The organism is Ruegeria sp. CF3, assembly GCF_056537365.1.
The window spans coordinates 252,441-277,401 of sequence record NZ_JBQFRK010000005.1 but is presented as its reverse complement, the minus strand read 5'-3'; the positions used below and the strand labels follow the sequence as shown (position 1 = coordinate 277,401).

Genomic DNA, 24,961 nt, shown 5'->3' with positions numbered 1-24,961 from the left:
CCCAATGTTCGATAAAGAAAAAGCCACCGCCGCTGCCTGGTTCCGCCAGTTGCGAGATGACATCGTAACCGCCTTCGAAGCGTTGGAAGACAGCCACACCTCAGGCCCCTTCTCGGATTCTCAGCCGGGAAGGTTCGAAGTCAAAGAAACTAAACGGCAGTCTGACGATGGCTCCGACGCGGGCGGCGGGCTGATGTCGGTGATGCGCGGGGGCCGCGTGTTCGAGAAGGTGGGCGTTAATGTCTCAACCGTCTTTGGTACGCTGGGTGAGCGCGCGCAAAACGCGATGGCCGCGCGCAAGGGTATTCCGGGGATGAAGGACGACCCCCGGTTCTGGGCTTCGGGCATCAGCCTTGTGGCCCATATGCAGAACCCGCATGTGCCTGCGGTCCATATGAACACCCGGATGTTCTGGACCCCACATGCCTGGTGGTTCGGTGGCGGCTCCGACCTGAATCCCTGCATCGAATATGACGACGACACCGCCCATTTCCACGCCACCCAAAACGCGCATCTCGACCCGCACGGACCCGGCCACTACCCGCGCCTCAAAGATTGGGCTGACGAGTATTTTTATATCCCCCACCGAAAGCGCGCTCGGGGTGTCGGCGGGATCTTCATGGATGACTATTGCACCGGCGACTGGCAGGCGGATTTTGCGCTGACGCAGGACATCGGTCGCGCCTTCCTGCCCGCCTTTCTGCCTCTGGTCGAAAAACGCCGGGTGCAAAGCTTTGACGACGCGGACAAAAACACCCAGCTGGTGCATCGTGGGCTCTATGCCGAATACAATCTGGTCTATGACCGGGGCACCAAGTTTGGTCTGGAAACCGGGCACGACCCCGATGCTGTTCTGATGAGTCTGCCGCCCTTGGCCAAATGGGTCTGACCGCTAAAACCCCATATCGATGGAATTATCAAAGCAGTAGTTTTGCGCCGAAGCGGCGGACAGGTTCTCACCCACCCTGTTGACGGTCAAAGAATATCCCGGATTGGTATCCGCGCCGGGCGGTGGAGTTAGCGAAAACTGCACTGTCCGAACACCTTTCTCGTAAGCTTTGGAAACATAAATCCGCTGCGAGTTTGAAACTCCCAATGTGCGAACTGCATAATCCCCAATTCCACACCAATAGGTGACCGCAGCCGAGGATCCACCGACAGGCTTCACTTCGTAGGTTCCATCCTTTAGCGGCGTGATCTGGGTTCTGAACTGCGGTCTAAGTTTATAGCCAAAACCAACGCCCTGAGACTGCGCAATGGTGGGGGTCAGTATGATGGCTGTCAAAGAGAGGCATGTAAGAAAACGCATATAAAACACCCTATGAAAAACGCGATCACGGCTGAGACGACGTGGGACCAACCAGCCTATACGAATCAATATAGTCAAACCGGGCCTCAGGTCTAACTCAACCCGTAACACATCAGCTTGAGTGAAAATTCTTTCTTTGAATATGTGGTGCGCTATGATCTCTGCATCAGCAGTTTCCAGAGTGGCCCGTGGAAAAGTCATTTCCCAAAGACTGGTTCGATCTTTCCGGTGAAAAATACGCCGACTTCGGTGCGTTATTTTATCTGGCTGCCCTGACCAAAACGCATCGTAACCGCAGTTTGGCACAGGTTCTCTATGCGTTCGAAACGCCGCTGAGATTGGGCCAGTATCACATCTTCCGCCAAAATGGCTTTCCGCGCGGCTTCGTAACATTTGCCGGTCTCAGCCCGGAAGCCGAATATCGCTATGCAGTTAAAGAAGAGCCGCTGAAAGATACCGATTTCGCCAGCGGCACATCCTTCTGGATCATCGACATGGTGGCACCCTTCGGCCAAACCCGTCAGATCGTCGACATGCTGAAACGGGACATCCCGCACCCGCGTGTGCGCACCAATCGCCTTAGCAGCGACCTGTCCACAAAGCGCATCGTCGAATGGACACGCGATGACCAGCAGCAGGTGCATATGCGCCTTTACCGCGATGCCGAATTTGCCAGAACGCTTGAGCAGGAAAACGGATGACTTCGGTTGTAACCATATCGGGCGATACCACGGGCGACGTGACCGGCTTTCCTCCGAATGTCGCTTCGGGTGACCTCGATGTCACCGCAACATCGGATTTCGGAACCTTCACCGGGGCCACCTGGGCAATCTCCGATCAACCGGATTTCGGCACCGCCTCAATAGATGCGAACGGTACGTGGACCTATACCGTCGACCCGGCCTTCTTCGATAGCCTCGATGACGGAGAAATCCAATTGGACTCGTTCGAGGTGACGGTCACCGCCAATTTCGCCAATGGTTTCTTCACCTTCAGTGGAACCCAGACCCAGATCATTGATATCACGATCGAAGGCGTATGCTTTACCGCAGGTACTCTGATTGAAACGGCGGAAGGCCAGCGCGCCATTGAGACCCTGCGCGTGGATGACGACGTGTTGACTGCCGATCACGGAATACAGCCGATCCGCTGGATCGAAAGCAGCACCATGTCGCCCGAGCGGTTGCGCGCAAATCCTGCGATGCGCCCGGTGCGAGTGACCGCAGGTAGTCTGGGACCTGGTGTTCCATCCTGCGACTTACTGGTGTCTCAACAGCATCGCCTCCTGATCCGCGGCCCAAAGGTCGAGATTCTGTTTGGCGCGCCCGAAGTGTTGGTCGCCGCCAAACATCTGTGCTCGTGGCCGGGAATAGATATTGATACCGGTGATGAGCCGGTCGAATACCTGCATATCCTGCTGGACAGGCACGAGATTTTGTTTGCCGAAGGGGCTCAGGCCGAAAGCCTGTTTCTGGGTGAAGAAACCCTCCACACGCTGTCTTCTGACGCGCTGCAGGAACTCGCCGAGATATTCCCCGAGCGCGCCTCGGACGAACATATCGGCTTCGGCCTTGCTGCGCGGCTGATCCTGCGCGAACATGAGGCGCGTGCGCTTGCCTAGGTCCTAGACAACCCGCCCCCCGACATCCTGCGGAGCCAGCGCGACGGTCTTGATCACCGCATAGCATGTACTGCCCTGCTGCAAACCCAGCGCCGCGACCGAGCGTCGGGTCACGCGCGCCAGCACAACACCCGCAGTTGTTTTGACCGACACGATTGCACCGGGCCCCTCACCTGCCCGGATCGCCTCGACCTGCCCCGACAACACATTCAAGGCTGAAAGACCCTCGGGTGGTCTACTGGACAGGATCACCTCTTGCGCCGGAATACGAATACGCAGCTCTTCGCCGATTTGATGGGCAATCCGAGGCAGGTAAAGACGAGCGCCACCGGCATCAAGTTCGGACAGGCCATCGTCGTGATGCGCCGTAACACGGACCCGCAGAACGGCCCCCACCGCGCGCACGCCTGCAGGGGCCACGGATGGGTCCGACAGAACATCGGACGCGGGACCATGCCGCACGACACGCCCGTCCTGCAGCGCGACCACGGACGTTGCAAGCCGGGCAACCTCGGCCGCCGAATGGGTCACATAAAGTATCGGGACCGAGACCTCATCCCGCAACCGTTCGAAATAGGGCAGGATTTCAGCCTTGCGCGCGTCGTCGAGCGCGGCCAGAGGCTCATCCGCAAGGATCAGGCGCGGGCTGGCCAGCAGGGCGCGGCCAATGGCGACGCGCTGTTTCTCACCCCCCGATAGCATCGCTGGGCGGCGGTCCAGCAGATGGCCAACACCCAACATCTCGATCACCCGATCCGGGTTTTCGCGTCGTGCCCCGCGCGGTGCAAACCAGCGACCATAATTCAGGTTCTGGCGTACGGTCAGATGCGGGAACAGACGGCCTTCCTGAAAGATATAGCCCAGACGCCGCCGATGCGGCGGCAGCCATGCCCCACGATCCGTGTCGAATAACACCCAATCGCCGACCGCGACCCGCCCGGCCTCGGGCCTCAGTAGCCCCGCGACTGCATTCACCACCGTCGTCTTTCCCGAACCAGAACGCCCAAACAGAACCGTTACACCGGAAGGTGCGTCGAAATCGAGGTCCAGCTTCATCCCGGGCAGCTGGTGTTGCAGGCGGACGGACAGGCTCATGATCCGGCCACGCGTTTGGCCACACGACGGCCGACATATTCCGACAGCAAAAGCGCGCCCATAGCGACGATGATCGAGATGATCACCAACCGAGTCGCCGCCGCCTCACCCCCCGGAACCTGCAAGAACGCATAGACTGCCGAGGGCAACGTCTGCGTCTGACCGGGTATGTTCGAAACAAAGGTGATCGTGGCCCCGAACTCTCCCATCGCCTTGGCAAACGCCAGGATCGCGCCCGCAATGACCCCAGGCAGGATCATCGGCAGCGTCACCGTTCCAAAGACCAGCAGACGCGAGGCCCCCAAAGTGGCGCCTGCCTGTTCCAGTTTTGGGTCTACCGCCTCGATCGACAACCGGATCGCGCGCACCATCAGCGGAAAAGCCATGATCCCGGCAGCCAGCGCAGCGCCAGTCCATCGGAAAGCAAAAACGATCCCAAGCTCGGCCAAAGGCGCGCCCAACGGCCCCTGAATCCCAAAGGTCAGCAGCAGCAGATAGCCGGTCACCACCGGCGGCAGGATCAGAGGCAGATGAACCAGACCATTCAGCAACTGGCGCCCCGGAAACCGCCAGCGCGCAAGCGCATAGGCAATGAAAATCCCAAAGGGCAACGTGATCAGCGTTGCCCAGAACGATACGCGCAGCGACAGGCGCAATGCCTCCATCTCTGCCGGGCCCAACCATCCCATCGTACTACCCTTCGGGCAGGGAGAACCCCTGCCTCATAAATTCGGCCCGTGCGGAATTGCCTTGCAAATAGGTCAAAAGCGCGTGCGCCGCAGGTTCTGCAGTAGAAGTCAGGGCTGCCGGATACACAATTTTCGGATGGACATCCGCAGGGATGACACCGATGACCCCGACCCGCTCATCAGCCACAGCGTCCGAGCGATAGACGATCCCCAAAGGCGCCGCCCCCGTCGCAACCAGCGCCAGCGCGGCACGAACATTGTCCGTCTGGGCAATCCGGTCCTGAACATCGCCCCAGAGTCCCAGACCCTGTAACGCGGCCTTGCCATAGATGCCCGCAGGCACCGCATCGACCAAAGCCATGGCCAGATACCCACTGCCTAGACGGGTGCTCAGGTCAAACCCCGCCTCAATCTCGGCCGTGTCAGCCCCCGGCGCACCAATCAAAACCAGACCGTTACCCAGCAACTCAATACGTGAAGCGGTATCGATCAGGCCCTCATCCTGCAGCACGTCAATCCAATCCTCGTTGGCCGAAATGAACAGATCGGCGGGCGCCCCCGCTTGTATCTGCCGCGCCAGCACCGAGGAGGCCGCGTACGACACCGTCACCTCTTGCCCGGTCTCAGCCTCATAACTTCTGGCAATCACGTCCAGTGCGGTCTTGAGGCTGGCGGCGGCAAAAACCAGCACGCCCTCGGCCCGAACCGGGGCAGCGAGTATCGCGCAGAAGGCCAAAGCTGCGATCAGACAGCGACAGGCGCCCGTCATTCTTTGCCTCCGGATCAGAGGGTTGCAATCCCTCTGGGCATATCGGAGGCAACACATGGCAGGCAAGGCCCTTTGGCCTTACAACCAAAGCTACGGCCCATATTGAACTCAGAATTCGATGGAAAACGAGAATCGCCCAACCCAAGATCAATATGCTGTCGCGCTTCTCTAAAACCGGAAACTCCCGAGGTAGAGCGCTCAATCGCTAAACAACGTGTCTGATCCGCCTCGCCTGAACAGCGATATCCGCATTTCGCTATTCAACCACGATATGACAAATGAGTTTGCTCGATTGGTAACCGCGCCCAGTTGCCTAAACGCTGATCTGAAACCTTGCGCAATTTTGCAAAAGAAATTGTGCCATACCCTCTTGCACCCACGCACGGGCTTAGCTACATGAGCCCTCACGGGTGATTAGCTCAGTTGGTAGAGCGCTTCGTTTACACCGAAGATGTCGGGAGTTCGAGTCTCTCATCACCCACCATCCTTTCCCCACAATGGATCAAGGTCTTACGCGACCAGCACCTCTAAATCCGCCCGTTTTAGACATCATGGCCTTCGCATAATCACGATTTACCGTTGCACGGTCCTCGAAGCGAGCATGCACGACGCAAAAGAACAGGGCACCGTCATCTAGGCCGTTGCGAGGAGTAAACCAATCAAAGGGGTCGGTGGGCTCTATCGATGCAATCTGATTGGTTGGTGGATCAACAGGTGCGACATTGGCTTCACTATTTGTGATATCATCGAGCAGTGTTGGACGGGCCGTGCCGGTATCCGGCGTGAGAATACCCATGATCTGCTCGCGACCAGCCGGAACGAAACGTCCGCTCTCCTCGACTGGAAACCGGATCGGCTGTCCGGCATAAATATCCCGCTGAACTTCACTGTTGTTAACAACAAGGGTTCCGTTAACGAGCACGTACGGAATGCCTTCCGACGGAAGACCTTGCTGACCGAGAGTATAGTTCGCCTTTTCGGTCACAGATTCCGGGTCGAAAATCGTGATGTCAGCGACCATGCCTTCCTGCATACGCCCACGCACCTGCATTGCTCGCAACCCTGAGTCACCTAAGCGCTTCGCATGGATGTAACTTAACTGAGTGAGTGTGAGCATAAGCGGCACATTCGCTTCGCGAGCCAGTCTCAAGACAAGCGCGTGGCTGCCTGCTGACCGAGGATGCCCGGCATAATCTTCGTAAGGAGCATCCCAATTCATCAAGTTGCCCTCGATGTCTAGCCCGGCCATACCGTCGCCCGAGATGCCATAGCCTGCGATAGTAATCCAATCATTCAGCCATTGCTCCCTTGGCGGGCTAAAAACAATTGCCGTCCGTCCCGGTTCATTCTCAGCGAAGCTCAAAAACTCGTCTTTTGTAACGAAGCGATCGAGTTGGGGATCAAAGATGGTGTCTTCGTATTTGTACCCCATCGAACCTTCCCAATTTTCGGGGGCGATGATCGAAGCGCCGTAGTTTCCCGATCCGGCAGTCCAAGGATAGTAGCTGGACCAGACGTTGTAGCCTTGGTCGCGGGCCATCTGGAGCTTTTCCTGATTTTCCCACCACCCATAATCATTGTCATGATGAATGTGCAGCGGGGCACCAAGCACCATCGCATTGACCAAGATTTCATTTACACCCGTCTGTGTTTCTGTCGGCGTCGAAGCACTGGGATGAAATCGGTGATGGACGGAAGTCAGTCTACCGTAACGCGCCGCAGCCCGCTGTGCTTCGAACATCTCATAGGTGGTAATACCTTCGCGAGCGTAACCGATGGTCGATCCCACACCGAGTGCTCCAAGACGTAGTCCCTCATCCAGCTGGGCAGTGATTTCGTTCATCTGCTCACGGTTGCTTGGTACAGAAGACCACCCCTCGACGCCGTCTTCCACAGATTGTGCCCTCAGTGCGAAGAAGTTCCGGAAGTCTATATCTCCACCTTCAAGCACGAGCCCGTCATGGACCCGCATCCGTGCGAATTCTTGTCCAACCACCGTGCCATAATTTGCCTGCGTTGAGCCCTCTCGTGCTTCATACCATTCATCAATGTTAGCGGCTCCGACCTCAAAATCCATTTGAGTTGTGACGCCATCCCTAAGGTTTACTTTGATACCCCAAGGGTCCAACCCGTGTTGCTCAAGGTCGATAAATCCGGGTGCCACAACGTGCCCTGTCGCATCGATGGACTGGCTGCCGTTAATATCTTCGTCGGTGATCGCAGTGATCCAGCCGTTGCTTATTCCAACGTTAGCAATCTGGTCGAACCCAGTTTCCGGGTCCATGACCCGACCGTTGAGAATGACGATGTCGTAAGTCTGCGCGGCGCCTAGTGTCGAAAAAACAGACAACGTGCCCGCCAGAAACAAGGTACGCATGGATGGATCCTCCCTTTTATCGACAAAACTGAATGTTTTGTTATTTTTGGAGTCTGCTTTCGCCCCACCTCAGAAAACGATCCGAGTTCTTAGACCGAACAGCATAATGCTATCCTGCGTGGGGTTCAGCAGCGGGTCAGAAATGAACTGCAGTGATGGCGTGATCTGCAGCCCGGGTGATATTGAAAAACGATAGAATGCTTCGAGCGTGAACTGATCACCGTCTATGCCCCTTGCCTCGGCCCAGTTCAGTCCCAGCCCGGCCAGATCGGTATTGCGACCGTAATATCCCAGACCTGCAGAAACGGACCGATCATAAAGCGCCGCTGTCCCTTTTGAGGCCCCTGCCCTGAAGAATGGCATCCATTTATTGCCAACAAACCACGCCGCTGAAAACGCGGCCCCGTAGTCTTCTGGACGGCTGCCATCGTCGGCTGCATCCGCGTGCCAAAGGGTCAGGTGGATATTGTCAAAGTAGATGCGATCAAAGCCGGAGGTGTAACCAAGCTCGAGTGACTTGAAGAGATTGCCATCGCTAAACACATCAAAGTTTGGATCAGACGGGTCGGCGTTTGCGTCTGAGATGCTCGCAACAGCGTAGAAGTTTTCGCTCAGCTTTACCCCACCGGCAATGCCAAGGCCTTGATTGGGTGTGTTAATAGTCGGGTTGGTATTGAAAGACAGGTTCTGGAAACCGCTGTATGGGCTGACCAACCCATAAATGTCCACAAAGTCCGTTACATCAATCTGCCCGACTTGCAGTGTCCACGAGCCGTTCTCGGCCCTTTGCGTCCAGAACAGATTGGTCAGCAGCAAACCATTATCGTTGAAGGCTGTCCCAGTGATCGAAAGTGCTCCGCCATCCAGCCCGAGGAATTGCGGGGCAACATCGGTGTAACTGTGCCGGTCTTCGATCTTGAATGTCAGAGAGCCGCGTTCAGTTGCCTGCCAACTGCCGTAAAAACGCGCAATTCCGCTTGCCGCTTCGCCGGTTCCCAGATCAGCATTCGTGGATTGGCCCAATGCCAAGTAATCAATGTTGAACCGAAACCCACCCTCAGCCAGCCGGTCTTTCCACTGAAACCAACCTGGTGCGATATTGCGTGGAAAATCGGAACGGTATTGCGGATCGGTTAGCCCATCGCCGGGCTCTAGATCAGCTTCGACCGAAGATGGCCCTGACAGTCCTTGGGCCGACGCTGCGCCAGCAAAGGCAATACTCAATGCGGCAAACAGAAGTCTTATCATTCAGATGCCCTTGCCCCGCTGGTCTTGCGATCTCCCGCCGCCCGGATGCGATCGGCGGCGCGCTGCTTCCATTCCAGCCTGTCTGCTTCAGTTTCCAGAGTTTCGACGCGTTCCGTCTCCAACTGGAAAGTCGCATTCATAGGCATGAGGCCGTCCACAACCATCATATTCTGAACAGAAGGATCGATAGTCAGCGTGCCCGTCAGCCGAACGGGTTCGTGGAAATAGCTGGGCGTCCAGTCGCCGTTCAGCCGTACACGGATCATTTGGTTGGGCGGAGGTGGAGGCATGTGACTGCACATCCCGCGTTCCGGCACCAGATACGCGACAGGTCGCCCGTCCGGATCACTCGGAGCGGGAATGGCAAAGCCCGCGAGTGTGATTGTTTGACCGTCGAATTGCGGATTTCCGTTTGTACCAGCCTTTCTTCGACGTTCTGTTACGACCTCTCGCTGATCGAGTAGCCAGTCGACATCAATACCATCTGCCACCAAGGCATCCTCAGTCTCGGTCAGAAGCTCTTGCCATTTCTGCCTTTCTTCATCGCTACCAGATTCCCGCTGCAATCTGCCGCGCAGTCGTACGACGTAAAGGACATCGTCGAATTGTTCAGCGCTAAGTTCGCGATAGGGGTCTTCAAAGACCTGCGCGGACGGGTCAGGCAGGTCAGACCAGTCTAACGCGGTTCCTGGCGTCGCAATGACAGGATGAGCACACCAAACCAACCCTGCGAATACTACGGAGCGGAAGCAATGTCGCATAAATACTCTCCGGCTGTTCAGACAGGTCAATCCAGTGTGTTTTTATAGATGACGCCGTCCTTCATGATCAGGCGGATCGTATCTGGGCTTTCAGGCCTCGGGTCGGCACCGAACCACTGATCACCCGTGCCAACAACCGAGAAGTCTTCAAGTGGATTGCCGTCGATTAGCAGGATATCTGCATAAGCCCCTTCCTCGATAACGCCCAGTTTTCCAGCGGTATACGGGTTCATAAAGTCGCCTGACAAAGCGACCACCTCACCACCCGTCGATGTCAGCGTCACCATCGACGTGTAGGGTCCAAAAAACTCATTGTTCAGGTGCTTCTCGTAGGCAATCTGGATATTGCATGCCTCGACCGAACCAACACAGTCGGTCTGGAACCCTCGCTTCACCGGGCATTCCTTCATATTGTCGATGTAGCCTGCAAATGTGGCCGAGGCGGACTTCGCCTTAGCAAGACTCGACGGGACATTTGCCACTGCCGGAATATCTAGCAATCCGGGATCGAAGGCCGTCAGGTTGGTGGTAATGTATGCCCCTTTTTCGTTCATGACTTGGGCAATTTCACAGTCAAACGAGAAGCCGTGTTCGATCGACATCACACCCGCGTCTAGCGCGCTCAGGATTGCTTCCTTCCGATAGGAATGCGCCATGACATAGCTGCCATACTCGTTTGCCACCTGTACCGCAGCTTTGATTTCCTCAGGCGATCCAGCCAACAACTGCCACGGATCGAAGGCCGAAACGACGCCACCAGATTGCATGAACTTCAACTGCGTCGCGCCCATGCGGAAATTGTTGCGTGCGAACTTGTAAACGTCATCAACACCGCTAATTTCCTGCGCCAAGTTCAGCCTGCTCATGTTTGTTTCAGACCCGGGCGGTGCAGTGAAATTCGCGAAGTCAGCGTGACCACCTCGCGTTCCGATAAATGCACCAGATGGAAAGTAACGCGGGCCGTCAATTTGGCCTGCGTCAATTGCGCGACGTAACCCGCCATTGGCGCCACCCGCATCCCTGACTGTGGTGAAGCCCTGCATCAAATACATCTCGGCCATCCGTGCACCGTGTATGGCAAAGTCCTCCCACGTTGTGTTGGCCTCCATCGCAGGTAACGTCGGCCCCATCAGCATGAGGTGCGCGTGCAGTTCAATAAACCCGGGGGTCAGTGTCCGTCCCTCTCCGTCAATGACCGTAGCATTGGGGGCATCGATCGCTTCGGTTGATACGGCCTTAATCAGATTACCCTCGACCAATACGCTGGCATTCTCGATACGCTGTTCATTGACGCCATCGAAGACATGCACGTTGGTAAACAACGTTTGAGGTTCTTCTTGATCCTGAGCATGCGCGGACGTTGAAAAAGAAAGAGCTGCAGCGACAATTACCGTCGAGCAAAGGGACATTCGTAGGCCGGACATAAGTACTCCCTTCATATTCGTGTTTTGCAAACTGTAGTCCGGAAAATCTTGGCTCGGTTGCCATTTTTGAATTAGAATGTTCGAATGTGATCGCAAAAATGGCCACATTGTAAAACTAATCCAAACGAGGGTGACGAGCTTGCCTTTCAACTCCACCTCTCAAGAGCATAGCGAGGGCTTTATTCGCCTCTCCTTAGCTGCTCCGTTCCTGCAATATCTCACCGAACGTAAGATCAATCCGCAACCAGCATTGGATCAGGTCGGCCTGAAAGCCGGACTGTTGTCTGACCCAGCCGTGTTCGTGCACTCAGAGTTGGTCTACGGTTTGGTAAACGCCTTCTCAGAAGTGTCAGGAGATCGATACCTTGGACTGAAAGTAGGGGAGACGTTTGACCTGCAAGAGTGGCCTCCGTTCGCTCAGGCCCTGCAATCGACAAAGACGCTGTTCGAGTTCTTTACCCGTTTCGTGGGGCTTGTACCGCAGGAATCCAATTCTGTGCGACACAGCCTTGTCGTAGAAGCGGACAAAGCGACTTATCGAATCGAAAGACAACAAGAGCCTACTGTACCGCCGATTCAGGTGACCGGTTTTGGTGCCGCAATCTATGTACGCCTATTGCAGACCGTCGTCGGGGATGCCTGGGATTCTTCGCGTGTGCGATGGGAAAGCAGATACATCAACGGTCTGCCTATCGACTACAAAGGGATCGAGGTTGGCCTTGGGACCGATCCCGGAATGCAAATTAGTTTTCCCGTGGAATGGTTGTTTTTGCACCATGTCTCTGAGGGCTCTGCCAAGCCCATCGCCTCACCGCGACAAGATGAAGAAGTAACCGTAGTAGCTGCTTTGCGATCTGTTTTACGCGATAAGCTGGATGAAACCGATTTGGGACCAGAGGTTGTGGCCGGGTTGTTGGGAATACAGCCGGAACGGTTTCTTAAGGCGCTTCAGCAGCAAGGCACAACGCTGCCCCGCGAAATCAAACGGCTGCGTGTCGATGTCGCCAAGGAACACCTCGGAGAAGACAAAATGACAATAGCTGAGATCGGTCTAATGCTCGGCTACTCCGACAAATCCCATTTCACACGCTTTTTCAGGGGCCAGACCGGAATGACACCGACCAAGTTCCGCCTTGGCTCGTAATTATGTTGCAAATGCTTGGATCAGCTGTGCGAACTTGATCTCGGAACAAAAGCAAAGGCGCGACCAGACTGCCGTCCCGACCGCGCCTTAAACCATTCTATTCGAACGCCATTATTGGCCCGTGGTCTCTACGCACGTTCCCTTGCCCCATCCTGACTTGCTGCCCGAGGCAGAGTAGTCGAACGTGCCCTTCTCAGGGTGAACGTTGTAATTCAGCGTGTAATCCTCACCGACATACAGATAGGTCAGGGTGTCGAGACCGGGAAACACATCCACATCCTTGTCGATATCCCCGATCGTGATGTGGCCCTTTTGCTGGCCATCATACTTCACAAGCCGAGCGGCCATTTCCGGGTGTTCCGCATCCGGTGCCTCACATTCAAACACTCGCTCCTCAGCGACTGCGGCTGCGGGCAATAGGGCAAGAAGAAGAGCTGCCTTTTTCATTGATTTCCAATCTGTATTCGATCTGTTGCACTGCGGCGGCTATTGACGATTTTGGGCGGAATTTTGTCCAAACTCGGGTCGTTCTGCGGTCTCGTAGCACGCATCTCGTTAGACCAATTCACGTTTGGGTTTCGCCTGCGTTTTGAGGTGAGCCCTAAGCACATTTCCATCGCGTTTTGGGGAGTATCCAACCCAGCATTGAGGGCTCGAAGGCAGAGACAATGGGTCTATGCACCCATCAGCTGCTGAGAAATTTCTTAGGGTTCGTCATGGCAACCATTTGGAGCCTCAATTTGTGAATTCCAATGCTGAAGGGGGCAGCGCGGGACCGGGTCAACTCTGCCCTACAGCTTTGCCCATAGCGGGACGTGCGGTCGCAGTAGGGTGAAAAACCCTGCGCGCGCTCCCATCTGTTCAGGACAGAAAAAGGAGAGCGTCTGATGCAATGTCCGATTGATGGAACTCAGCTGGTAATCACCGAGCGGAGCGGGGTCGAGATTGATTATTGTCCGCAATGTCGTGGCGTGTGGCTGGACCGTGGAGAACTGGACAAGATCATCGATCGCTCTGCCGACCATACGCCGCCGCCACCGCCGCAGCGGGGTTATGATGACCGATCTGATCACGGATACCGTAAAAAGAAGAAACGCGGCGGCTTTCTGGATGAGCTGTTTGACTTCTAAGACGTTGGCACCGTGATCTGAGAGGGTTTTATCGGTTGTTGTATAGTCACGGGTGAGATGGGTGCGAGCACCCATCCTACGCTTTCTGAACACTTTGAAATCCGAAATCATGGGCATGCCAGGCATGCACAGTTTCACCAATGCGATAAACGAGGATGGCACAGGCTTTGTGATCTCGGTTGTGGAAAGCGAGGAAACCTCGAACGCAAACGCGCCCAAAGTGGCCGAGATTTGGGGTCAGTTTGCGGAGTATCTGGAAGGCCCACCAACGCCGGTTGGGTATGATGTGGTTGCCCATTGGGATAAGGGGTGATTGGCAGGGCGGGGATTTCCTCGCCCGTTTTTTGGCGCGGTTCGTAGGATGGGGTTTTAACCCATCATGCGTTTACGTGACCGAAGTGCGATGGTTTGGAAACCCATCCTATGCTTGATTGCTTATACTAATTCTCCCGGTTTAAACTCTGATGAAATCTCGCAGTCAGCTTCAGAAATATCAGATACTGCTGCGTCGCGCAGTTCCACATCAGGGATAGCGCCGGAAATCTCTGCTAGTTCACGACCGACACTTGTAAGCATGGCACTTCCGGTATTGATGCTCGGTTGAGCACTCTTAACGGTCACGGTCATCTTCGAGCCAAAATAGTGAAGCACAAATGCGACGGGAGGTTTAGCATTTTGATCACCCCAACTAAAACCAGAAAAATGATCAAACCGTACTAATCCGATTGCATCAAGATGGGCTAAATCAGTGAATTTCAATCCGCGCGCGTTAAACAACTCCTGCACTGATTTTGTTAGCAGTGCGTTCAGCGTGGAACCAAACATCCAACAACATGAGCAAAATAGAGTAAAAAGCTCTGCATCTCTGCGGTCCAGTTCTGAAACTGCGGCAACAGTGCGTTTGCCAAATCGACCGGGTCTATCTGCTTCACCGGCAAGCAAAGACGCCCAAAGCGATTGCATATCGGGGTTTGAGGTGTTTTTTGCTTTGTCAAAAAGCTCCACCACAAAATCATCTTCGATTTCATTAGGCTTGGCGCTGTCTTTAATTTTCTCTGCGGCCATCCGTACTATGTTTTCAATGTTGTACTGTTTTCTAATCTCCTCACCGACCATCCGACGCATTGCGCGAACCGCAGTATCAGTTGGTTGTAAATCAGCCGCCAATACAAGTTCGCGACACTTCTGATCGGCTTCTGCGGAAATGATTTTCGCATCGGCTTCTGATTTGGCAACTCTCCGAATCTGTCGAGGTGTGAAGCCCGCTCCAATTGCTTCAGAGACCTTTTGTATCAGAGTATTCGCAGGTTTTGCCCAATCTCCTGCAATGGTAACACTGGTGCCCTCAGGCATTATCTCTTCCTTCTCTTCACATTCCCGCCCCGCTGCCCCGGCCTACCAGCCGTTGACCTCCCCCGCGATTTCACGGCGGCTTCCGAGGCTTTCTCGACCGCCCATTGGCGCGCCATGGGGTCGTCGGCGACGGCCAGATCGACCGCTTCCAGACGTTTGATCTCATCCCGGATGTTGGCGGCTTCTTCGAATTCAAGATTCTCGGCGGCCTTGCGCATTTGCTCGCGCAGCCCGTCCAAGTGCGCTTCCAAATTCGCGCCGTGCATCGGTTTGTCGATGGTGGCGGTGACGCGGTTCATGTCGACATCGCCTTCGTAGAGACCGGCCAGAACGTCCTCGACATTCTTTTTCACCGTCTCCGGGGTGATGCCATGTTCCTGATTATAGGCCAGCTGCTTGGCGCGGCGGCGGTTGGTCTCGCCCAAAGCGCGCTCCATCGAGCCGGTGATCTTGTCGGCATACATGATCACCCGCCCATCGGCGTTGCGCGCGGCGCGGCCGATGGTCTGGATCAGTGAGGTTTCCGAGCGCAGGAAACCCTCTTTATCCGCGTCCAGAATGGCGACCAGCCCGCATTCTGGGATGTCGAGCCCTTCGCGCAGCAGATTGATCCCGACCAGCACGTCGAATGCCCCCAGCCGCAAGTCGCGCAGGATTTCGATGCGTTCCAGCGTGTCGATGTCCGAGTGCATGTAGCGCACTTTGATGCCCTGTTCGTGCAGGTATTCGGTCAGGTCCTCGGCCATGCGTTTGGTCAGCGTTGTCACCAGCGTGCGGAATCCGTTGGCGGCCACCTTGCGCACCTCGTCCAGCAGGTCGTCCACCTGCATCGACACCGGGCGGATTTCAACCTCTGGGTCCAGTAGACCCGTGGGGCGGATCACTTGTTCGGTGAAGACACCGCCGGTCTGTTCGATCTCCCACTTCGCCGGGGTGGCCGAGACAAAGACGGATTGCGGGCGCATGGCGTCCCATTCCTCGAACTTCAGCGGGCGATTGTCCATGCAGGATGGCAGGCGGAACCCGTGTTCCGCCAGCGTGAACTTGCGCCGATAGTCGCCACGGTACATGCCGCCGATCTGCGGGACGCTGACATGGGACTCGTCGGCGAAGACAATCGCGTTGTCCGGAATGAATTCGAACAGGGTTGGCGGCGGTTCGCCCGGCGCACGGCCCGTGAGGTAGCGTGAGTAGTTCTCGATCCCGTTACAAACGCCGGTGGCCTCGAGCATTTCCAGATCGAAGTTCGTACGCTGTTCCAGCCTTTGAGCTTCCAGCAGCTTGCCCTCGCCGACCAGCTGATCCAACCGGATGCGGAGTTCCTTTTTGATCCCAATGATCGCTTGATTCATCGTTGGCTTCGGCGTGACGTAGTGCGAATTCGCATAGACCCGCACCTGCTCCATCGTTGCCGCGCGTTCGCCGGTCAGCGGGTCGAACTCGGTGATGGTTTCCAGTTCCTCGCCGAAGAACGAGAATTTCCAAGCACGGTCCTCAAGGTGGGCCGGCCAGATTTCCAGGGAATCGCCACGCACCCGGAAGGACCCGCGCTGGAAAGCCTGATCGTTGCGGCGGTACTGTTGGGCAACCAGATCAGCCATCACCTGCCTCTGGTCATACTCATGACCCACCTTCAGATCCTGTGTCATCGCTCCATAGGTCTCGACCGAACCGATACCGTAGATGCACGAGACCGAGGCGACGATGATCACGTCATCGCGTTCCAGCAGCGCCCGCGTGGCCGAGTGGCGCATCCGGTCGATCTGTTCGTTGATCTGCGATTCTTTCTCGATGTACGTGTCCGACCGCGGCACATAGGCTTCTGGCTGGTAATAGTCGTAATAGGAAACGAAATACTCGACCGAGTTCTCTGGGAAGAAGCCCTTGAATTCCCCGTACAGCTGCGCTGCCAGCGTCTTATTTGGCGCCAGGATGATCGCAGGCCGCTGCGTTTCTTCAATCACCTTGGCCATGGTGAAGGTCTTGCCCGTCCCGGTCGCACCCAGCAGGACCTGATCTCGCTCACCATCATTCACACCGCCTGCCAGCTCTTTGATCGCCGTCGGCTGGTCGCCAGCCGGGGCGAACTCGGTGTGCATGACGAACTGCTTGCCGCCCTCCAGTTTCAGGCGCGCGCGCACGTCGTCTGCGGTCAGTTGAGTCTTGTCGGAATAGGCATAAGGCATGGGCGGGCTCCGGGTCAGGCCCCTACATTTGTTCTTATTTTGTCCATCTGCAAGGGCTGATCTGGATTCATTTTCAGCTAAGCGGTCCGGGGTTGGGCGTCGGGGTGCGTTTGAACCTTCGCCGCCAAGGCCGACAGGTTCTCGGCCAGTACGCGACCCATCATCATCTTCAACAGGGTTTGTCCCATTAGCCAGCCCAACGGTCCATATTTCATACGAAAATCCATACTCCAGATAACACGGCTGCGCGTGTCGGACAGCGGTGTGATGGCAATCGCCGCCTGTGCTTCGCGCAGAGGCATCGCCATCTGCGACAACCGCACGGCGTAGCCGCGGTCAACCTGCCAATCCATCACCTCTTCGACCAATGATGTGCCGTTCGCGAAGTGACACCGGCGCTGTGACCCAACACCATCCGATCCGGCAGTCAAAGCATCAACCGATATCACCTGCGGGGCAAACTCATCGATATGCATAAAGCGGCGGAGGATGGCCCAAATCTCATTGGGTCGGGCGTTGATGTCGAGGTGGCGTTCTTGGTGAAGCATCCTGCTGTCCTTTTATGTCTGCGCGCTTTCTACCCCGAACTAATGACAATACCTGTCATTAGGCAGTCCATGCGACCCGCGACAATTGTCATCTTGTCCCGGCGCGCGCTCTGACGCATAAACGGCTTCAGCCAAGTGAGTACGGAGAGGCGACATGCGCGCACGGATTTACCAGCCTTCGCGAAACGCGATGACCTCGGGGATGGCCAAAACCCGCAAATGGGTTCTGGAATACGCCCCGGCTTCTGCGCGTGAGGTCGATCCGCTGATGGGCTGGACCTCGTCCAATGACACCCAAACGCAGGTGCGTCTGAAGTTCGATACCAAGGAAGAGGCGCTGGACTATGCCAAAGACAACGGCATCGACGCGCAGGTATGCGAGCCGCACGAGCGCAAGCCGAACCTGCGGGCGCGCGGCTATGGTGAGAATTTCGCCACTGACCGGCGCGCTCCCTGGACCCACTGACAAGGCCCTGTGAATGATCGACATCCGCCAAGCAGACCCCGGCGCCAAGGATCTGCGCCCGATCATTCAAGCGCATCTCGCCCATAGCTGGGACGCGACACCGCAAACCTCAAATCATACGCTGGACATTGATGCCCTGCGCGAGCCGGGCATTCGCTTTTGGGCTATTTATGAGGCGGGTAAGCCCTTGGGTTGTGGTGCGCTTAAGGCGCTGCCGGATGGCACTGCCGAAGTTAAATCGGTGCACGTGGTTGCTGCTGCGCGCGGCCGAGGATTGGCGCGTGTGATCATGAACCATCTTGCCGATCTGGCCCGAGCCGAGGGCGTTTCCGCACTTGTCCTGGAAACTGGCGCAAATCATCTCTCGGAATATGACGCAGCACGCAAGCTATATGAAACATTGGGATATTCCTATTGCGGTCCGATCTACGGCTATGACGCCGATCCAAACAGCGCGTTTATGCGGTTGGACCTTACGTTCAGCCCAAAACACTGAGGGAAAAGCTGAAAGCACCCGCTTGGTGCAGTCTGACCGACCGCTTTGAATTCAGATATAAGGGCCGTACCCTTGCCCCGTTTCGAAAAACATCTGAAAAAATGGCGAGCCGTGGAGGACTCGAACCCCCGACCTGAGAATTAGAAGTTCCCTGCTCTAATCCAGCTGAGCTAACGGCCCGGTCTTGTTCCGTTTGTATCAGTCAATCCATTAGGATTGTCAACTTGATAGGGGGCAAGCTTGTTCTTTCAAAAAGGTTATTTCCATCAGGGTATTGGCCGAATCTGGCAGACCTCTCGGCAAGAGACATTGAACCTACCTGCAGTTCAAACTTGCAGCCCAGCGCGCCCTGCGTCACGTTTGAAATCACAAATTGTGATTCCAAACGGATATGATGACGAACCCGGAAAACCTGCCCAGCCCTCAAGAGGTCCAAAACGCCATTCATCGGGTGCGCGGTGTACGCGTGGTTCTGGCAGAAGATCTGGCGCAGTTTTACGGAAAATCCGTCAGCGCCTTCAATCAGGCCGTCTCGCGCAATAAGGATCTGTTCGAAGGCTACCGCTTTCAGCTTTCCGACGCTGAGGTCGCGGATTTGCAATCACAGAATGTGATCTCAAAACCCGAAGGCCGCGGTGGCCGACGGGTCAATCCGTGGGTCTATACCGACTACGGCGTAGCTATTGCCTCGACTTTGTTTAAAGATCCGCGCGCGATCAGGATCACGCGGATGATCACCGAAGCCTTTGTTGACGGCACCAATGCGCTAGCGGAAACCCCGCGCAACCCGCCTGAGATTCTGCCACCGCAAGATGCCCCTACGCCGTTGCTTCCAAATGGGGATCAACTGCGTGATCTGGCCGAAAACATCCTTGATTCCGGACAGCAAAGCCTTGTGGACTACATCGCCAATCCCACCACCAAACGGCAGCAGGCGGTGGCAGTGATCATGAAGACCCTCGCTGAAACGGCGGGCGAAGAGGTTCGCACACAACATGACCGTCTGCGCCTGAGCATCGCCGAACGGCTGGCCAGCGGAGACTATGCCGACGATGATGACCGGAAAAAACTGCTTGAGCTGCTGCACGCCATGAAAGACTGACCGCCTTAAAGGCCCAGCTCTGCCCGCGCCTTTCTGGTCAGCTTAGCTACGACCAGATCGTATGAGATTACAATATGATCTCGCAGCGACGCGTCGCTCATGCCACGTTCATCGTAAACCTGCAGCCATTTCATACCTCGCGATGCCAGATAAGGCGCTGGGCGGATACCTGGCTCATCTCCGAGGACCTCAAAGGCTAGATCGGTAGCCTTGAAGGTAAACGCATCCTTTCCGTCGTTCCAACCACAGATGGCAAAGACTTTGCCGCTTACTTTCCAGACATCTGCGTTGCCCCACTGCACGACATGGCTGGTGGCTTTGAGGTCCGAGCAAAAGGCATTGAATTCATCACGAGTCATCGCGGCGACTGTGGCGCTCTGGTCAGGACAAGGCAAGACCCGCTTTGCGGGCGCAACTTTCTTTACCCGGCATTAACCTAGCTGCGCCAAATCATAGGTGATGTATAACTGTAATTCTCCCCTCTCGCCTGAGGTTTGGCTCCGTGATCTATTCGCCTCCAAGGCGGTGCAGCAAGGTGGCGTAATCCGTCGCAAGGCGCGCGATATAGAGCGCTTTGCCGGGATGGAGCGTTTTATGGCCGAAATCAATCGTCGCGGTTATCAAGTGGCGGAAAACTCGGGCCAGATCGTAATCTTCTGCAACCGCGCACCCGTGCGTTGGCTCACCTGAGCCACGCAACGCTTTCTTGAAAAGAAAGCGCCCCGAAATCTTTTCAAGATTTCGCCCCCCACCGATTCAAGGCTTCAAAAACTTTGCCGTTCCGACAGTGCGCTGTTTCGGGGTCTGAAGATTCCGGGGATTGGCTTGGATATCTCCCGGCATCGCGACATTGCGTGGTTTCTGCAAGGCAAACGAGCCACAGGCGACACCATCGCCATCGGGGTCATTGCGCTTATGATATCCGGGCCTTCCTTCGCGAAAAGGCCCGAAACCCAGCATCTCCACCGCATCACACCCAGCCAGCGCCACCAGATGGATCACCGCTTCATGACGTTCGTAGTCTGAAACGCGCAGGTAGACACCGATTGCGATCATTCCTGTGGTTAAGGGCAAGGCCAGCACCATCAGTAGAATACGCACCGGGGACAGAGCCTGCCTGCGCAACGCGTCTGCCCGCCGTTGCCGCCGTGTAAGACGAGGGTTCGGATCGGTGTCTTTCGTTTGTTTCCCGGTTGTCATGCCATAGGTCTTACACGCGGTATGTGGCAAAGCCATGGCCGCAATCGGGGTCGGCTTGGAAAAAGCTCGACCTTATCGCACCACATGCACGGCACATTTGGCGTGGCGCACCACATGGGTCGCGGTTGAACCCAACAACAGGTCCTGCATCCCCGGGCGGTGCGAAGCCAGGATGATCAGGTCGGGCTTATTCACTTCGGCCCAGTCCAGAATCGTTCGCCCGGAATGGCCTTCAACCACCAGCCCCTTCGCATTCGGGACGCGCGCCGCCAGAGCATCAAGCTCGGTCTGAATGGCCTTGCGGGCTTCGGACAGATACTCGGCAGGCATGTACGAGATCGCATAATCCGGAATGTGCTCTACCACATGCAGCAGCGTAACCGCAGCCTCGGGCGTCGACAGTAGTTCTGCCAGCTTCAACGCTGCCGAGCTGTCCCGTTCGGCATCAAAGGAAATGGGAACAAGAATGTTATGATACATGGCTCGCGCCTCCGTAGTTGTGCCGCTATACTGCGCGACCGGTGGCGGCCGTGCATTGACTCAGATCAGGTCTCACCGAATGTCTCGGCGACGTCGTACATCACTGGTTCAAAGCTCTTGCACAGCTCGTTAACCCTGCGATTCCGCTCTCGCATCTCCGGTGTGCGCAACATCGCCAGGAAATCCTCGCGGCGCTCCCATTGTGAATAATTGGCAATCCGCGTCTGGGCATCATTCACATGCAATCCGGCTGAAATGAAACCCGGCTGTTTCGAAATGAACTCGGCATAAGCATCGGTCAGCGCCTCAAGAAGGTCCTGGCAGGTTCCGGGGGTCATCTCGAAGGTGGTGATGACAGTCTGATAGCTGTTGGTTTTGGAAATCTGCGGCATAAGGCTCCTCCTTTATAGCTGACCCGAGCCTAGCACAGCTTTTGAAAACGCCACCCTTTTCCTGCACATAGACAATGTTTTTGGATCAAAAAATCTTTCTCAAAGATGAACAAGAAACTAACCATCCGTTAACCATGTCTGCCGATGCTGCCCCCATGGCTCGTCTGGTTCTCGTCATTCCGCTGCTTTTCATGGTGTGCACTCCGGCATGGTCCGGTGCGTGGCTCCGCGAGAAGGGGTCAAGCTTCACCGCGTTATCTGTGACCGCTTTCAAAGAGGAAGACGTCTACAAGTACAAATCCTCGCTTTATACCGAGTGGGGATTGCGGCCGAAACTCACGATCGGACTGGATGCCGAGGAGCATCAGGATTTGTATGGGCACGCGCTGGTCTTTGCACGCGTGCCGGTTGCAGACATGGGGTCAGCAGGGCGTCTGGCGGCCGAGTTCGGCGTTGGCGCGCACCATCGCCAGTACAGTAGTTGGGCAATGTACAAAGCAACACTTTCCTACGGCAAAAGCATTCAAACCGGATTGGGAGGCGGATGGATCAATGTCGACGCAGCGCTCGAAAACCGCACCCATGAGGCAGTGATCCGCAAATTGGATTTCACGGCCGGTCTGTCCTCGGGTCGACGGTTTGACCCGCTCCTGCAGATCGAAACTTCTTATGTTTCGGACCGACCATGGTACTGGAGGGTGCGACCTTCGCTGATGTATCGCCCAAAGACGGGCAGACTCACCTGGATTCTGGGTGCCGAGCGCAATTCGGCTGATGATAACATCGGGATCAAATTTGGATTGTGGCGCAGCTATTAAAGATGGGCCGCCTACATTCAGGCGGCCCACCACATCAATCAGGTATCAATCCGCAGAATGGTCGAAACCGCACCACGCAAGCTTTCGGACCAGCGCAGGCGGATATCGCTCTGGCCCGATCCCTGTCGCAACTCGACATATGGCGCGGTATAGCGCACCGCATTCAACGATGTCCTGAGGCTTCCCAGGGCAACAACCGCATCACACCCGCGCGCCCTGCCCCCGAACGGCAATTGGCCCTGCGAACTGACGGTCCAGGCTGATGACGGTGAGCTTTGCGTGTGCTGCAGCCGCAATGGATTGGCGCAAGGCGTATCGATGCCGTGGAACGTATTGTTCTCGAAACACACCCTCTTGTGCCTTTCCGGATCAAGATCGGCAAAACTGGTATCGACCCGGTCCACTCGGTCGATCCGCACGTTGTTGACGCGGAACTTGTTGCCGGTGACGGTCAGCCCGTTCAAGAAATGCCCCGTGCCATGGGGGCGGATCACCAGATAGCTGAACCAGGGGGCAACATCGCTGGCATAAAAGATGTTATCCGTGATGCTCAGCGCGCTGAACGAGAAGCTGGTGAAATAATCCGGGTTGGCATCGTGCTCGTTGGTCCATTCGATAAAACAGTTATCGACATAGTTCTCGGCGATGGACGAACTGTTATAGCCGCCGATGATCACCAACCCAGCGTTGCGCACCCCGTTCGCGACGTTGTCGCCCTGGAAGAAGTGGTTGCCCAGCACCAGATTGTTGTCCCCACTTAGCACCGCGAAATGATGGAACCGCGTGGCCCGGTTGTGGCGCAGCTTGACGTCGTTGGCATTGGCGTTCAGCGCGATTGAGCTTCGGTCCGGCACGTCCAGACTTTCCTCGGTCGATAGGAACTGACAGCCATCGATCAGCATCCCCTGACATCCGCGCCCGATTGATGTGATACCCCGGTCCTTCGGGCGACTGATGAAACAGTCTTTCAGTACAAAAGTGTTCCCGCCCGGAGACAACCGGATCGCGCTGCACCGACCGTTACACTGGAACTCGATCCCTTCCATGTTGAACTTCTGCAGCGCACTGAAACCGCTGAAATCTAGCAGGTACTTGAACGATGTGAAGGTGAAGGTCTGCGTCCCTGCGGCATCATAAGTCGGCGCACTCAGCGTGATTTCACCGGTGCTTTCGTTTTTCGACCGCACATAAACCTCACGCCCGACCCCGCTGCCGGTGACCAGCGAACCCACCGGTATATTCGCCACATTGGCCACGTTGGTCAGCGTATCAGGATCAGACGGGCTGTAGGTCGCGATCGAGGTGAAGGTCTCGGTATCCCAGGTCGAGCTGCTTTTGACGTCAAACTGCCCGTTGCGCACCACGCGACGGGTGGCATAGCCCGTCCGGTTCGGCACAGCCGCTGCCATATCGATGGGCTCGGTCACCGCGATCTTGCGCCCGCCCAGATCCAGCGATTCATGGTCCGAGCTGTTCAGCAGCGCCTGAAACGCCTTCTTGAACGCCAGCATTTCATCGCCGAAGGCGGTGATATAGGTGGGCAGATCGAAATTCTTGGTCAGCAGCAGCATCTTGTCGATCGGCATCGTGACAGTTCCGTCGAACGAGATCTCGGACGCCATATTGGTGTTCTCTTCCAGCCGGAACTCACCCTGCGGCACGTAAACCTTGCGACCGTTCGCCGCCTGATCCGCTGCCTCAAACGCTGCCGAGTCATCGGTGACACCATCCCCGACCGCCCCAAAATCACGCACATCGACCAAACCGATCATGTCGCGCAGGAAGACCGAGGTCACATCCGCGATCTCGATATCATCCACCCGCACCACCGCGCCGTTGGTGCCTTCGATATCCAGACCAAAGTGACCGTAAAGCGCCGCATTGCCCCACGGCATATCCACACCGGGGCGCAGCCCCGTGCCCACGATGGCCGTTACCTCATGGACGGTGCCATAGCCGGTCAGCTGCACCGCCGAGCCCTGCTCGACCAACCCGTCCACATGCGCATCTCCGGCACCACCGGCCCAGCCCGCGATCCGCACCTCGGGCAATGGCCCACTGATCGCCTTCACCCGCGCCTTGATCTGCAGATAGCAGCCCGGCAACAAGGGCGTCTGCCCCATATACCGCAGCCGCTGCGGTTCTGCCGTCTTGTAAATCTCCAGACAGCCTGCAAAATCCGCATCCGCAGGAACAAACACACCCGTGCCCGACCCCTCATAGGTCGGAGAGCCCGGCGTGCCGTCGCCGCTGGACCAGACCCCAAGACCAGCCGCATAGGCGGGCGGCATGAACACGATGCCGTCGGTGATTGCCTTGTTCATGTAAAATCCCTTTCCCAATCGCGCCAAGC

Annotated in this window: 27 protein-coding genes and 2 tRNA genes; 11 read left to right on the top strand and 18 right to left on the bottom strand. The window is 56.3% G+C overall.

Going from position 1 to position 24,961, the window contains the following annotated elements; genetic code table 11:
• The first annotated feature begins 4 nt into the window (after positions 1–4).
• Positions 5–889 (top strand): oxygen-dependent coproporphyrinogen oxidase, encoded by an 885-nt coding sequence (gene hemF, locus ACR0KC_RS17580; RefSeq protein ID WP_480772046.1) that lies wholly within the window; start codon positions 5–7, stop codon positions 887–889.
• 3 nt (positions 890–892) lie between these two features.
• Here the strand turns inward: hemF and ACR0KC_RS17575 are convergent, their stop codons facing one another.
• Positions 893–1,309, bottom strand: coding sequence for a hypothetical protein (locus ACR0KC_RS17575; RefSeq protein WP_480707214.1), 417 nt, complete (start codon positions 1,307–1,309; stop codon positions 893–895).
• 188 nt (positions 1,310–1,497) lie between these two features.
• Between ACR0KC_RS17575 and ACR0KC_RS17570 the strand changes: the two genes are divergently transcribed.
• A complete protein-coding gene (locus ACR0KC_RS17570; protein WP_480707212.1) occupies positions 1,498–2,010 on the top strand; it encodes a toxin-activating lysine-acyltransferase in 513 nt (170 codons plus the stop codon).
• Positions 2,007–2,930 carry a Hint domain-containing protein gene (locus ACR0KC_RS17565; protein ID WP_480772045.1) on the top strand — a complete coding sequence of 308 codons (924 nt, stop codon included), beginning with the start codon at positions 2,007–2,009 and terminating at the stop codon, positions 2,928–2,930. Before ACR0KC_RS17570 ends, ACR0KC_RS17565 begins: the two co-directional genes overlap by 4 nt.
• Before the next feature lie 3 nt (positions 2,931–2,933).
• Here ACR0KC_RS17565 and modC read toward each other — a convergent pair whose 3' ends face one another.
• From modC to modA, 3 genes are read right to left on the bottom strand one after another with little or no spacing between them, the layout of a single operon-like run.
• Positions 2,934–4,025 (bottom strand): molybdenum ABC transporter ATP-binding protein, encoded by a 1,092-nt coding sequence (gene modC / locus ACR0KC_RS17560; RefSeq protein WP_170423887.1) that lies wholly within the window; start codon positions 4,023–4,025, stop codon positions 2,934–2,936.
• Entirely contained in the window at positions 4,022–4,714 is a 693-nt protein-coding gene (modB, locus tag ACR0KC_RS17555) for a molybdate ABC transporter permease subunit (RefSeq protein WP_170423885.1), read from the bottom strand. The genes modC and modB overlap by 4 nt, the downstream gene beginning before the upstream one ends.
• Before the next feature lie 4 nt (positions 4,715–4,718).
• Positions 4,719–5,483 carry a molybdate ABC transporter substrate-binding protein gene (modA, locus tag ACR0KC_RS17550; protein WP_480707208.1) on the bottom strand — a complete coding sequence of 255 codons (765 nt, stop codon included), beginning with the start codon at positions 5,481–5,483 and terminating at the stop codon, positions 4,719–4,721.
• A gap of 408 nt (positions 5,484–5,891) precedes the next feature.
• Between modA and ACR0KC_RS17545 the strand changes: the two genes are divergently transcribed.
• Positions 5,892–5,967, top strand: a tRNA-Val gene (locus ACR0KC_RS17545).
• An 18-nt stretch (positions 5,968–5,985) separates the two neighbouring features.
• On the opposite strand, the gene ACR0KC_RS17540 is transcribed toward ACR0KC_RS17545, so the two are convergent.
• From ACR0KC_RS17540 to ACR0KC_RS17525, 4 genes are all read right to left on the bottom strand, one after another.
• Positions 5,986–7,860, bottom strand: coding sequence for an amidohydrolase family protein (locus tag ACR0KC_RS17540; protein ID WP_480772044.1), 1,875 nt, complete (start codon positions 7,858–7,860; stop codon positions 5,986–5,988).
• Between the two features lie 69 nt (positions 7,861–7,929).
• Positions 7,930–9,108 (bottom strand): carbohydrate porin, encoded by a 1,179-nt coding sequence (locus tag ACR0KC_RS17535; protein ID WP_480772043.1) that lies wholly within the window; start codon positions 9,106–9,108, stop codon positions 7,930–7,932.
• The gene (locus ACR0KC_RS17530) at positions 9,105–9,869 is read right to left on the bottom strand and encodes a DUF3299 domain-containing protein (RefSeq protein ID WP_480772042.1); all 765 of its coding nucleotides are present in this window, start codon (positions 9,867–9,869) and stop codon (positions 9,105–9,107) included. Before ACR0KC_RS17530 ends, ACR0KC_RS17535 begins: the two co-directional genes overlap by 4 nt.
• A gap of 26 nt (positions 9,870–9,895) precedes the next feature.
• Complete coding sequence (locus ACR0KC_RS17525) at positions 9,896–11,293, bottom strand: amidohydrolase family protein (RefSeq protein WP_480772041.1); 1,398 nt, start codon at positions 11,291–11,293, stop codon at positions 9,896–9,898.
• A 139-nt stretch (positions 11,294–11,432) separates the two neighbouring features.
• On the opposite strand from ACR0KC_RS17525, the gene ACR0KC_RS17520 reads away from it, so the two are divergent.
• Complete coding sequence (locus ACR0KC_RS17520; RefSeq protein WP_480707198.1) at positions 11,433–12,437, top strand: AraC family transcriptional regulator; 1,005 nt, start codon at positions 11,433–11,435, stop codon at positions 12,435–12,437.
• A gap of 111 nt (positions 12,438–12,548) precedes the next feature.
• Here ACR0KC_RS17520 and ACR0KC_RS17515 read toward each other — a convergent pair whose 3' ends face one another.
• Entirely contained in the window at positions 12,549–12,884 is a 336-nt protein-coding gene (locus tag ACR0KC_RS17515; RefSeq protein WP_170514092.1) for a hypothetical protein, read from the bottom strand.
• Positions 12,885–13,324: 440 nt separating this feature from the next.
• On the opposite strand from ACR0KC_RS17515, the gene ACR0KC_RS17510 reads away from it, so the two are divergent.
• A complete protein-coding gene (locus tag ACR0KC_RS17510; RefSeq protein WP_170408258.1) occupies positions 13,325–13,567 on the top strand; it encodes a TFIIB-type zinc ribbon-containing protein in 243 nt (80 codons plus the stop codon).
• Between the two features lie 61 nt (positions 13,568–13,628).
• Positions 13,629–13,880, top strand: coding sequence for a hypothetical protein (locus ACR0KC_RS17505; protein ID WP_480772039.1), 252 nt, complete (start codon positions 13,629–13,631; stop codon positions 13,878–13,880).
• A gap of 122 nt (positions 13,881–14,002) precedes the next feature.
• Here ACR0KC_RS17505 and ACR0KC_RS17500 read toward each other — a convergent pair whose 3' ends face one another.
• From ACR0KC_RS17500 to ACR0KC_RS17490, 3 genes are all read right to left on the bottom strand, one after another.
• On the bottom strand, positions 14,003–14,920 hold the full coding sequence (locus ACR0KC_RS17500) for a DUF2806 domain-containing protein (RefSeq protein ID WP_480772038.1): 918 nt from the start codon (positions 14,918–14,920) through the stop codon (positions 14,003–14,005).
• On the bottom strand, positions 14,920–17,106 hold the full coding sequence (gene uvrB, locus ACR0KC_RS17495) for an excinuclease ABC subunit UvrB (protein WP_480772037.1): 2,187 nt from the start codon (positions 17,104–17,106) through the stop codon (positions 14,920–14,922). The genes ACR0KC_RS17500 and uvrB overlap by 1 nt, the downstream gene beginning before the upstream one ends.
• Positions 17,107–17,183: 77 nt before the next feature.
• On the bottom strand, positions 17,184–17,654 hold the full coding sequence (locus ACR0KC_RS17490; protein ID WP_170395967.1) for an SRPBCC family protein: 471 nt from the start codon (positions 17,652–17,654) through the stop codon (positions 17,184–17,186).
• A 154-nt stretch (positions 17,655–17,808) separates the two neighbouring features.
• Between ACR0KC_RS17490 and ACR0KC_RS17485 the strand changes: the two genes are divergently transcribed.
• Both ACR0KC_RS17485 and ACR0KC_RS17480 read left to right on the top strand, forming a co-directional pair.
• On the top strand, positions 17,809–18,120 hold the full coding sequence (locus ACR0KC_RS17485; protein WP_480707192.1) for an ETC complex I subunit: 312 nt from the start codon (positions 17,809–17,811) through the stop codon (positions 18,118–18,120).
• Between the two features lie 13 nt (positions 18,121–18,133).
• Complete coding sequence (locus ACR0KC_RS17480; RefSeq protein WP_480707191.1) at positions 18,134–18,616, top strand: GNAT family N-acetyltransferase; 483 nt, start codon at positions 18,134–18,136, stop codon at positions 18,614–18,616.
• A 102-nt stretch (positions 18,617–18,718) separates the two neighbouring features.
• On the opposite strand, the gene ACR0KC_RS17475 is transcribed toward ACR0KC_RS17480, so the two are convergent.
• Positions 18,719–18,796: transfer RNA gene (locus ACR0KC_RS17475), tRNA-Arg, on the bottom strand.
• A gap of 214 nt (positions 18,797–19,010) precedes the next feature.
• Between ACR0KC_RS17475 and ACR0KC_RS17470 the strand changes: the two genes are divergently transcribed.
• A complete protein-coding gene (locus tag ACR0KC_RS17470) occupies positions 19,011–19,718 on the top strand; it encodes an ORF6N domain-containing protein (RefSeq protein ID WP_170408459.1) in 708 nt (235 codons plus the stop codon).
• 5 nt (positions 19,719–19,723) lie between these two features.
• Here ACR0KC_RS17470 and ACR0KC_RS17465 read toward each other — a convergent pair whose 3' ends face one another.
• The 4 genes from ACR0KC_RS17465 to ACR0KC_RS17450 form a co-directional block, all read right to left on the bottom strand.
• Positions 19,724–20,077: an MmcQ/YjbR family DNA-binding protein gene (locus ACR0KC_RS17465; RefSeq protein ID WP_170514068.1), complete on the bottom strand. Its 354-nt coding sequence runs from the start codon at positions 20,075–20,077 to the stop codon at positions 19,724–19,726.
• A 397-nt stretch (positions 20,078–20,474) separates the two neighbouring features.
• Complete coding sequence (locus tag ACR0KC_RS17460) at positions 20,475–20,918, bottom strand: excalibur calcium-binding domain-containing protein (protein ID WP_255612008.1); 444 nt, start codon at positions 20,916–20,918, stop codon at positions 20,475–20,477.
• Positions 20,919–20,990: 72 nt separating this feature from the next.
• Positions 20,991–21,398, bottom strand: a complete 408-nt coding sequence (locus tag ACR0KC_RS17455) for a universal stress protein (protein ID WP_170395959.1) — start codon at positions 21,396–21,398, stop codon at positions 20,991–20,993.
• A 65-nt stretch (positions 21,399–21,463) separates the two neighbouring features.
• On the bottom strand, positions 21,464–21,790 hold the full coding sequence (locus tag ACR0KC_RS17450; RefSeq protein ID WP_170395957.1) for an antibiotic biosynthesis monooxygenase family protein: 327 nt from the start codon (positions 21,788–21,790) through the stop codon (positions 21,464–21,466).
• A 155-nt stretch (positions 21,791–21,945) separates the two neighbouring features.
• Here ACR0KC_RS17450 and ACR0KC_RS17445 point away from each other — a divergent pair, with 155 nt between their 5' ends.
• Positions 21,946–22,608, top strand: coding sequence for a hypothetical protein (locus ACR0KC_RS17445; RefSeq protein WP_170408267.1), 663 nt, complete (start codon positions 21,946–21,948; stop codon positions 22,606–22,608).
• A gap of 38 nt (positions 22,609–22,646) precedes the next feature.
• Here ACR0KC_RS17445 and ACR0KC_RS17440 read toward each other — a convergent pair whose 3' ends face one another.
• Complete coding sequence (locus tag ACR0KC_RS17440) at positions 22,647–24,932, bottom strand: glycosyl hydrolase family 28-related protein (RefSeq protein WP_480772036.1); 2,286 nt, start codon at positions 24,930–24,932, stop codon at positions 22,647–22,649.
• Between the last annotated feature and the right edge of the window lie 29 nt (positions 24,933–24,961).

Bases quoted from the DNA above. Each gene is read 5' to 3' on its own strand.
- hemF (WP_480772046.1), top strand. From the start codon at position 5: ATGTTCGATAAAGAAAAAGCCACCGCCGCTGCCTGGTTCCGCCAGTTG.
- ACR0KC_RS17575 (WP_480707214.1), bottom strand. From the start codon at position 1,309: ATGCGTTTTCTTACATGCCTCTCTTTGACAGCCATCATACTGACCCCC.
- ACR0KC_RS17565 (WP_480772045.1), top strand. From the start codon at position 2,007: ATGACTTCGGTTGTAACCATATCGGGCGATACCACGGGCGACGTGACC.
- modC (WP_170423887.1), bottom strand. From the start codon at position 4,025: ATGAGCCTGTCCGTCCGCCTGCAACACCAGCTGCCCGGGATGAAGCTG.
- modB (WP_170423885.1), bottom strand. From the start codon at position 4,714: ATGGGATGGTTGGGCCCGGCAGAGATGGAGGCATTGCGCCTGTCGCTG.
- modA (WP_480707208.1), bottom strand. From the start codon at position 5,483: ATGACGGGCGCCTGTCGCTGTCTGATCGCAGCTTTGGCCTTCTGCGCG.
- ACR0KC_RS17540 (WP_480772044.1), bottom strand. From the start codon at position 7,860: ATGCGTACCTTGTTTCTGGCGGGCACGTTGTCTGTTTTTTCGACACTA.
- ACR0KC_RS17535 (WP_480772043.1), bottom strand. From the start codon at position 9,108: ATGATAAGACTTCTGTTTGCCGCATTGAGTATTGCCTTTGCTGGCGCA.
- ACR0KC_RS17530 (WP_480772042.1), bottom strand. From the start codon at position 9,869: ATGCGACATTGCTTCCGCTCCGTAGTATTCGCAGGGTTGGTTTGGTGT.
- ACR0KC_RS17525 (WP_480772041.1), bottom strand. From the start codon at position 11,293: ATGTCCGGCCTACGAATGTCCCTTTGCTCGACGGTAATTGTCGCTGCA.
- ACR0KC_RS17515 (WP_170514092.1), bottom strand. From the start codon at position 12,884: ATGAAAAAGGCAGCTCTTCTTCTTGCCCTATTGCCCGCAGCCGCAGTC.
- ACR0KC_RS17510 (WP_170408258.1), top strand. From the start codon at position 13,325: ATGCAATGTCCGATTGATGGAACTCAGCTGGTAATCACCGAGCGGAGC.
- ACR0KC_RS17500 (WP_480772038.1), bottom strand. From the start codon at position 14,920: ATGCCTGAGGGCACCAGTGTTACCATTGCAGGAGATTGGGCAAAACCT.
- uvrB (WP_480772037.1), bottom strand. From the start codon at position 17,106: ATGCCTTATGCCTATTCCGACAAGACTCAACTGACCGCAGACGACGTG.
- ACR0KC_RS17490 (WP_170395967.1), bottom strand. From the start codon at position 17,654: ATGCTTCACCAAGAACGCCACCTCGACATCAACGCCCGACCCAATGAG.
- ACR0KC_RS17485 (WP_480707192.1), top strand. From the start codon at position 17,809: ATGCGCGCACGGATTTACCAGCCTTCGCGAAACGCGATGACCTCGGGG.
- ACR0KC_RS17480 (WP_480707191.1), top strand. From the start codon at position 18,134: ATGATCGACATCCGCCAAGCAGACCCCGGCGCCAAGGATCTGCGCCCG.
- ACR0KC_RS17470 (WP_170408459.1), top strand. From the start codon at position 19,011: ATGACGAACCCGGAAAACCTGCCCAGCCCTCAAGAGGTCCAAAACGCC.
- ACR0KC_RS17465 (WP_170514068.1), bottom strand. From the start codon at position 20,077: ATGACTCGTGATGAATTCAATGCCTTTTGCTCGGACCTCAAAGCCACC.
- ACR0KC_RS17460 (WP_255612008.1), bottom strand. From the start codon at position 20,918: ATGACAACCGGGAAACAAACGAAAGACACCGATCCGAACCCTCGTCTT.
- ACR0KC_RS17455 (WP_170395959.1), bottom strand. From the start codon at position 21,398: ATGTATCATAACATTCTTGTTCCCATTTCCTTTGATGCCGAACGGGAC.
- ACR0KC_RS17450 (WP_170395957.1), bottom strand. From the start codon at position 21,790: ATGCCGCAGATTTCCAAAACCAACAGCTATCAGACTGTCATCACCACC.
- ACR0KC_RS17445 (WP_170408267.1), top strand. From the start codon at position 21,946: ATGGCTCGTCTGGTTCTCGTCATTCCGCTGCTTTTCATGGTGTGCACT.
- ACR0KC_RS17440 (WP_480772036.1), bottom strand. From the start codon at position 24,932: ATGAACAAGGCAATCACCGACGGCATCGTGTTCATGCCGCCCGCCTAT.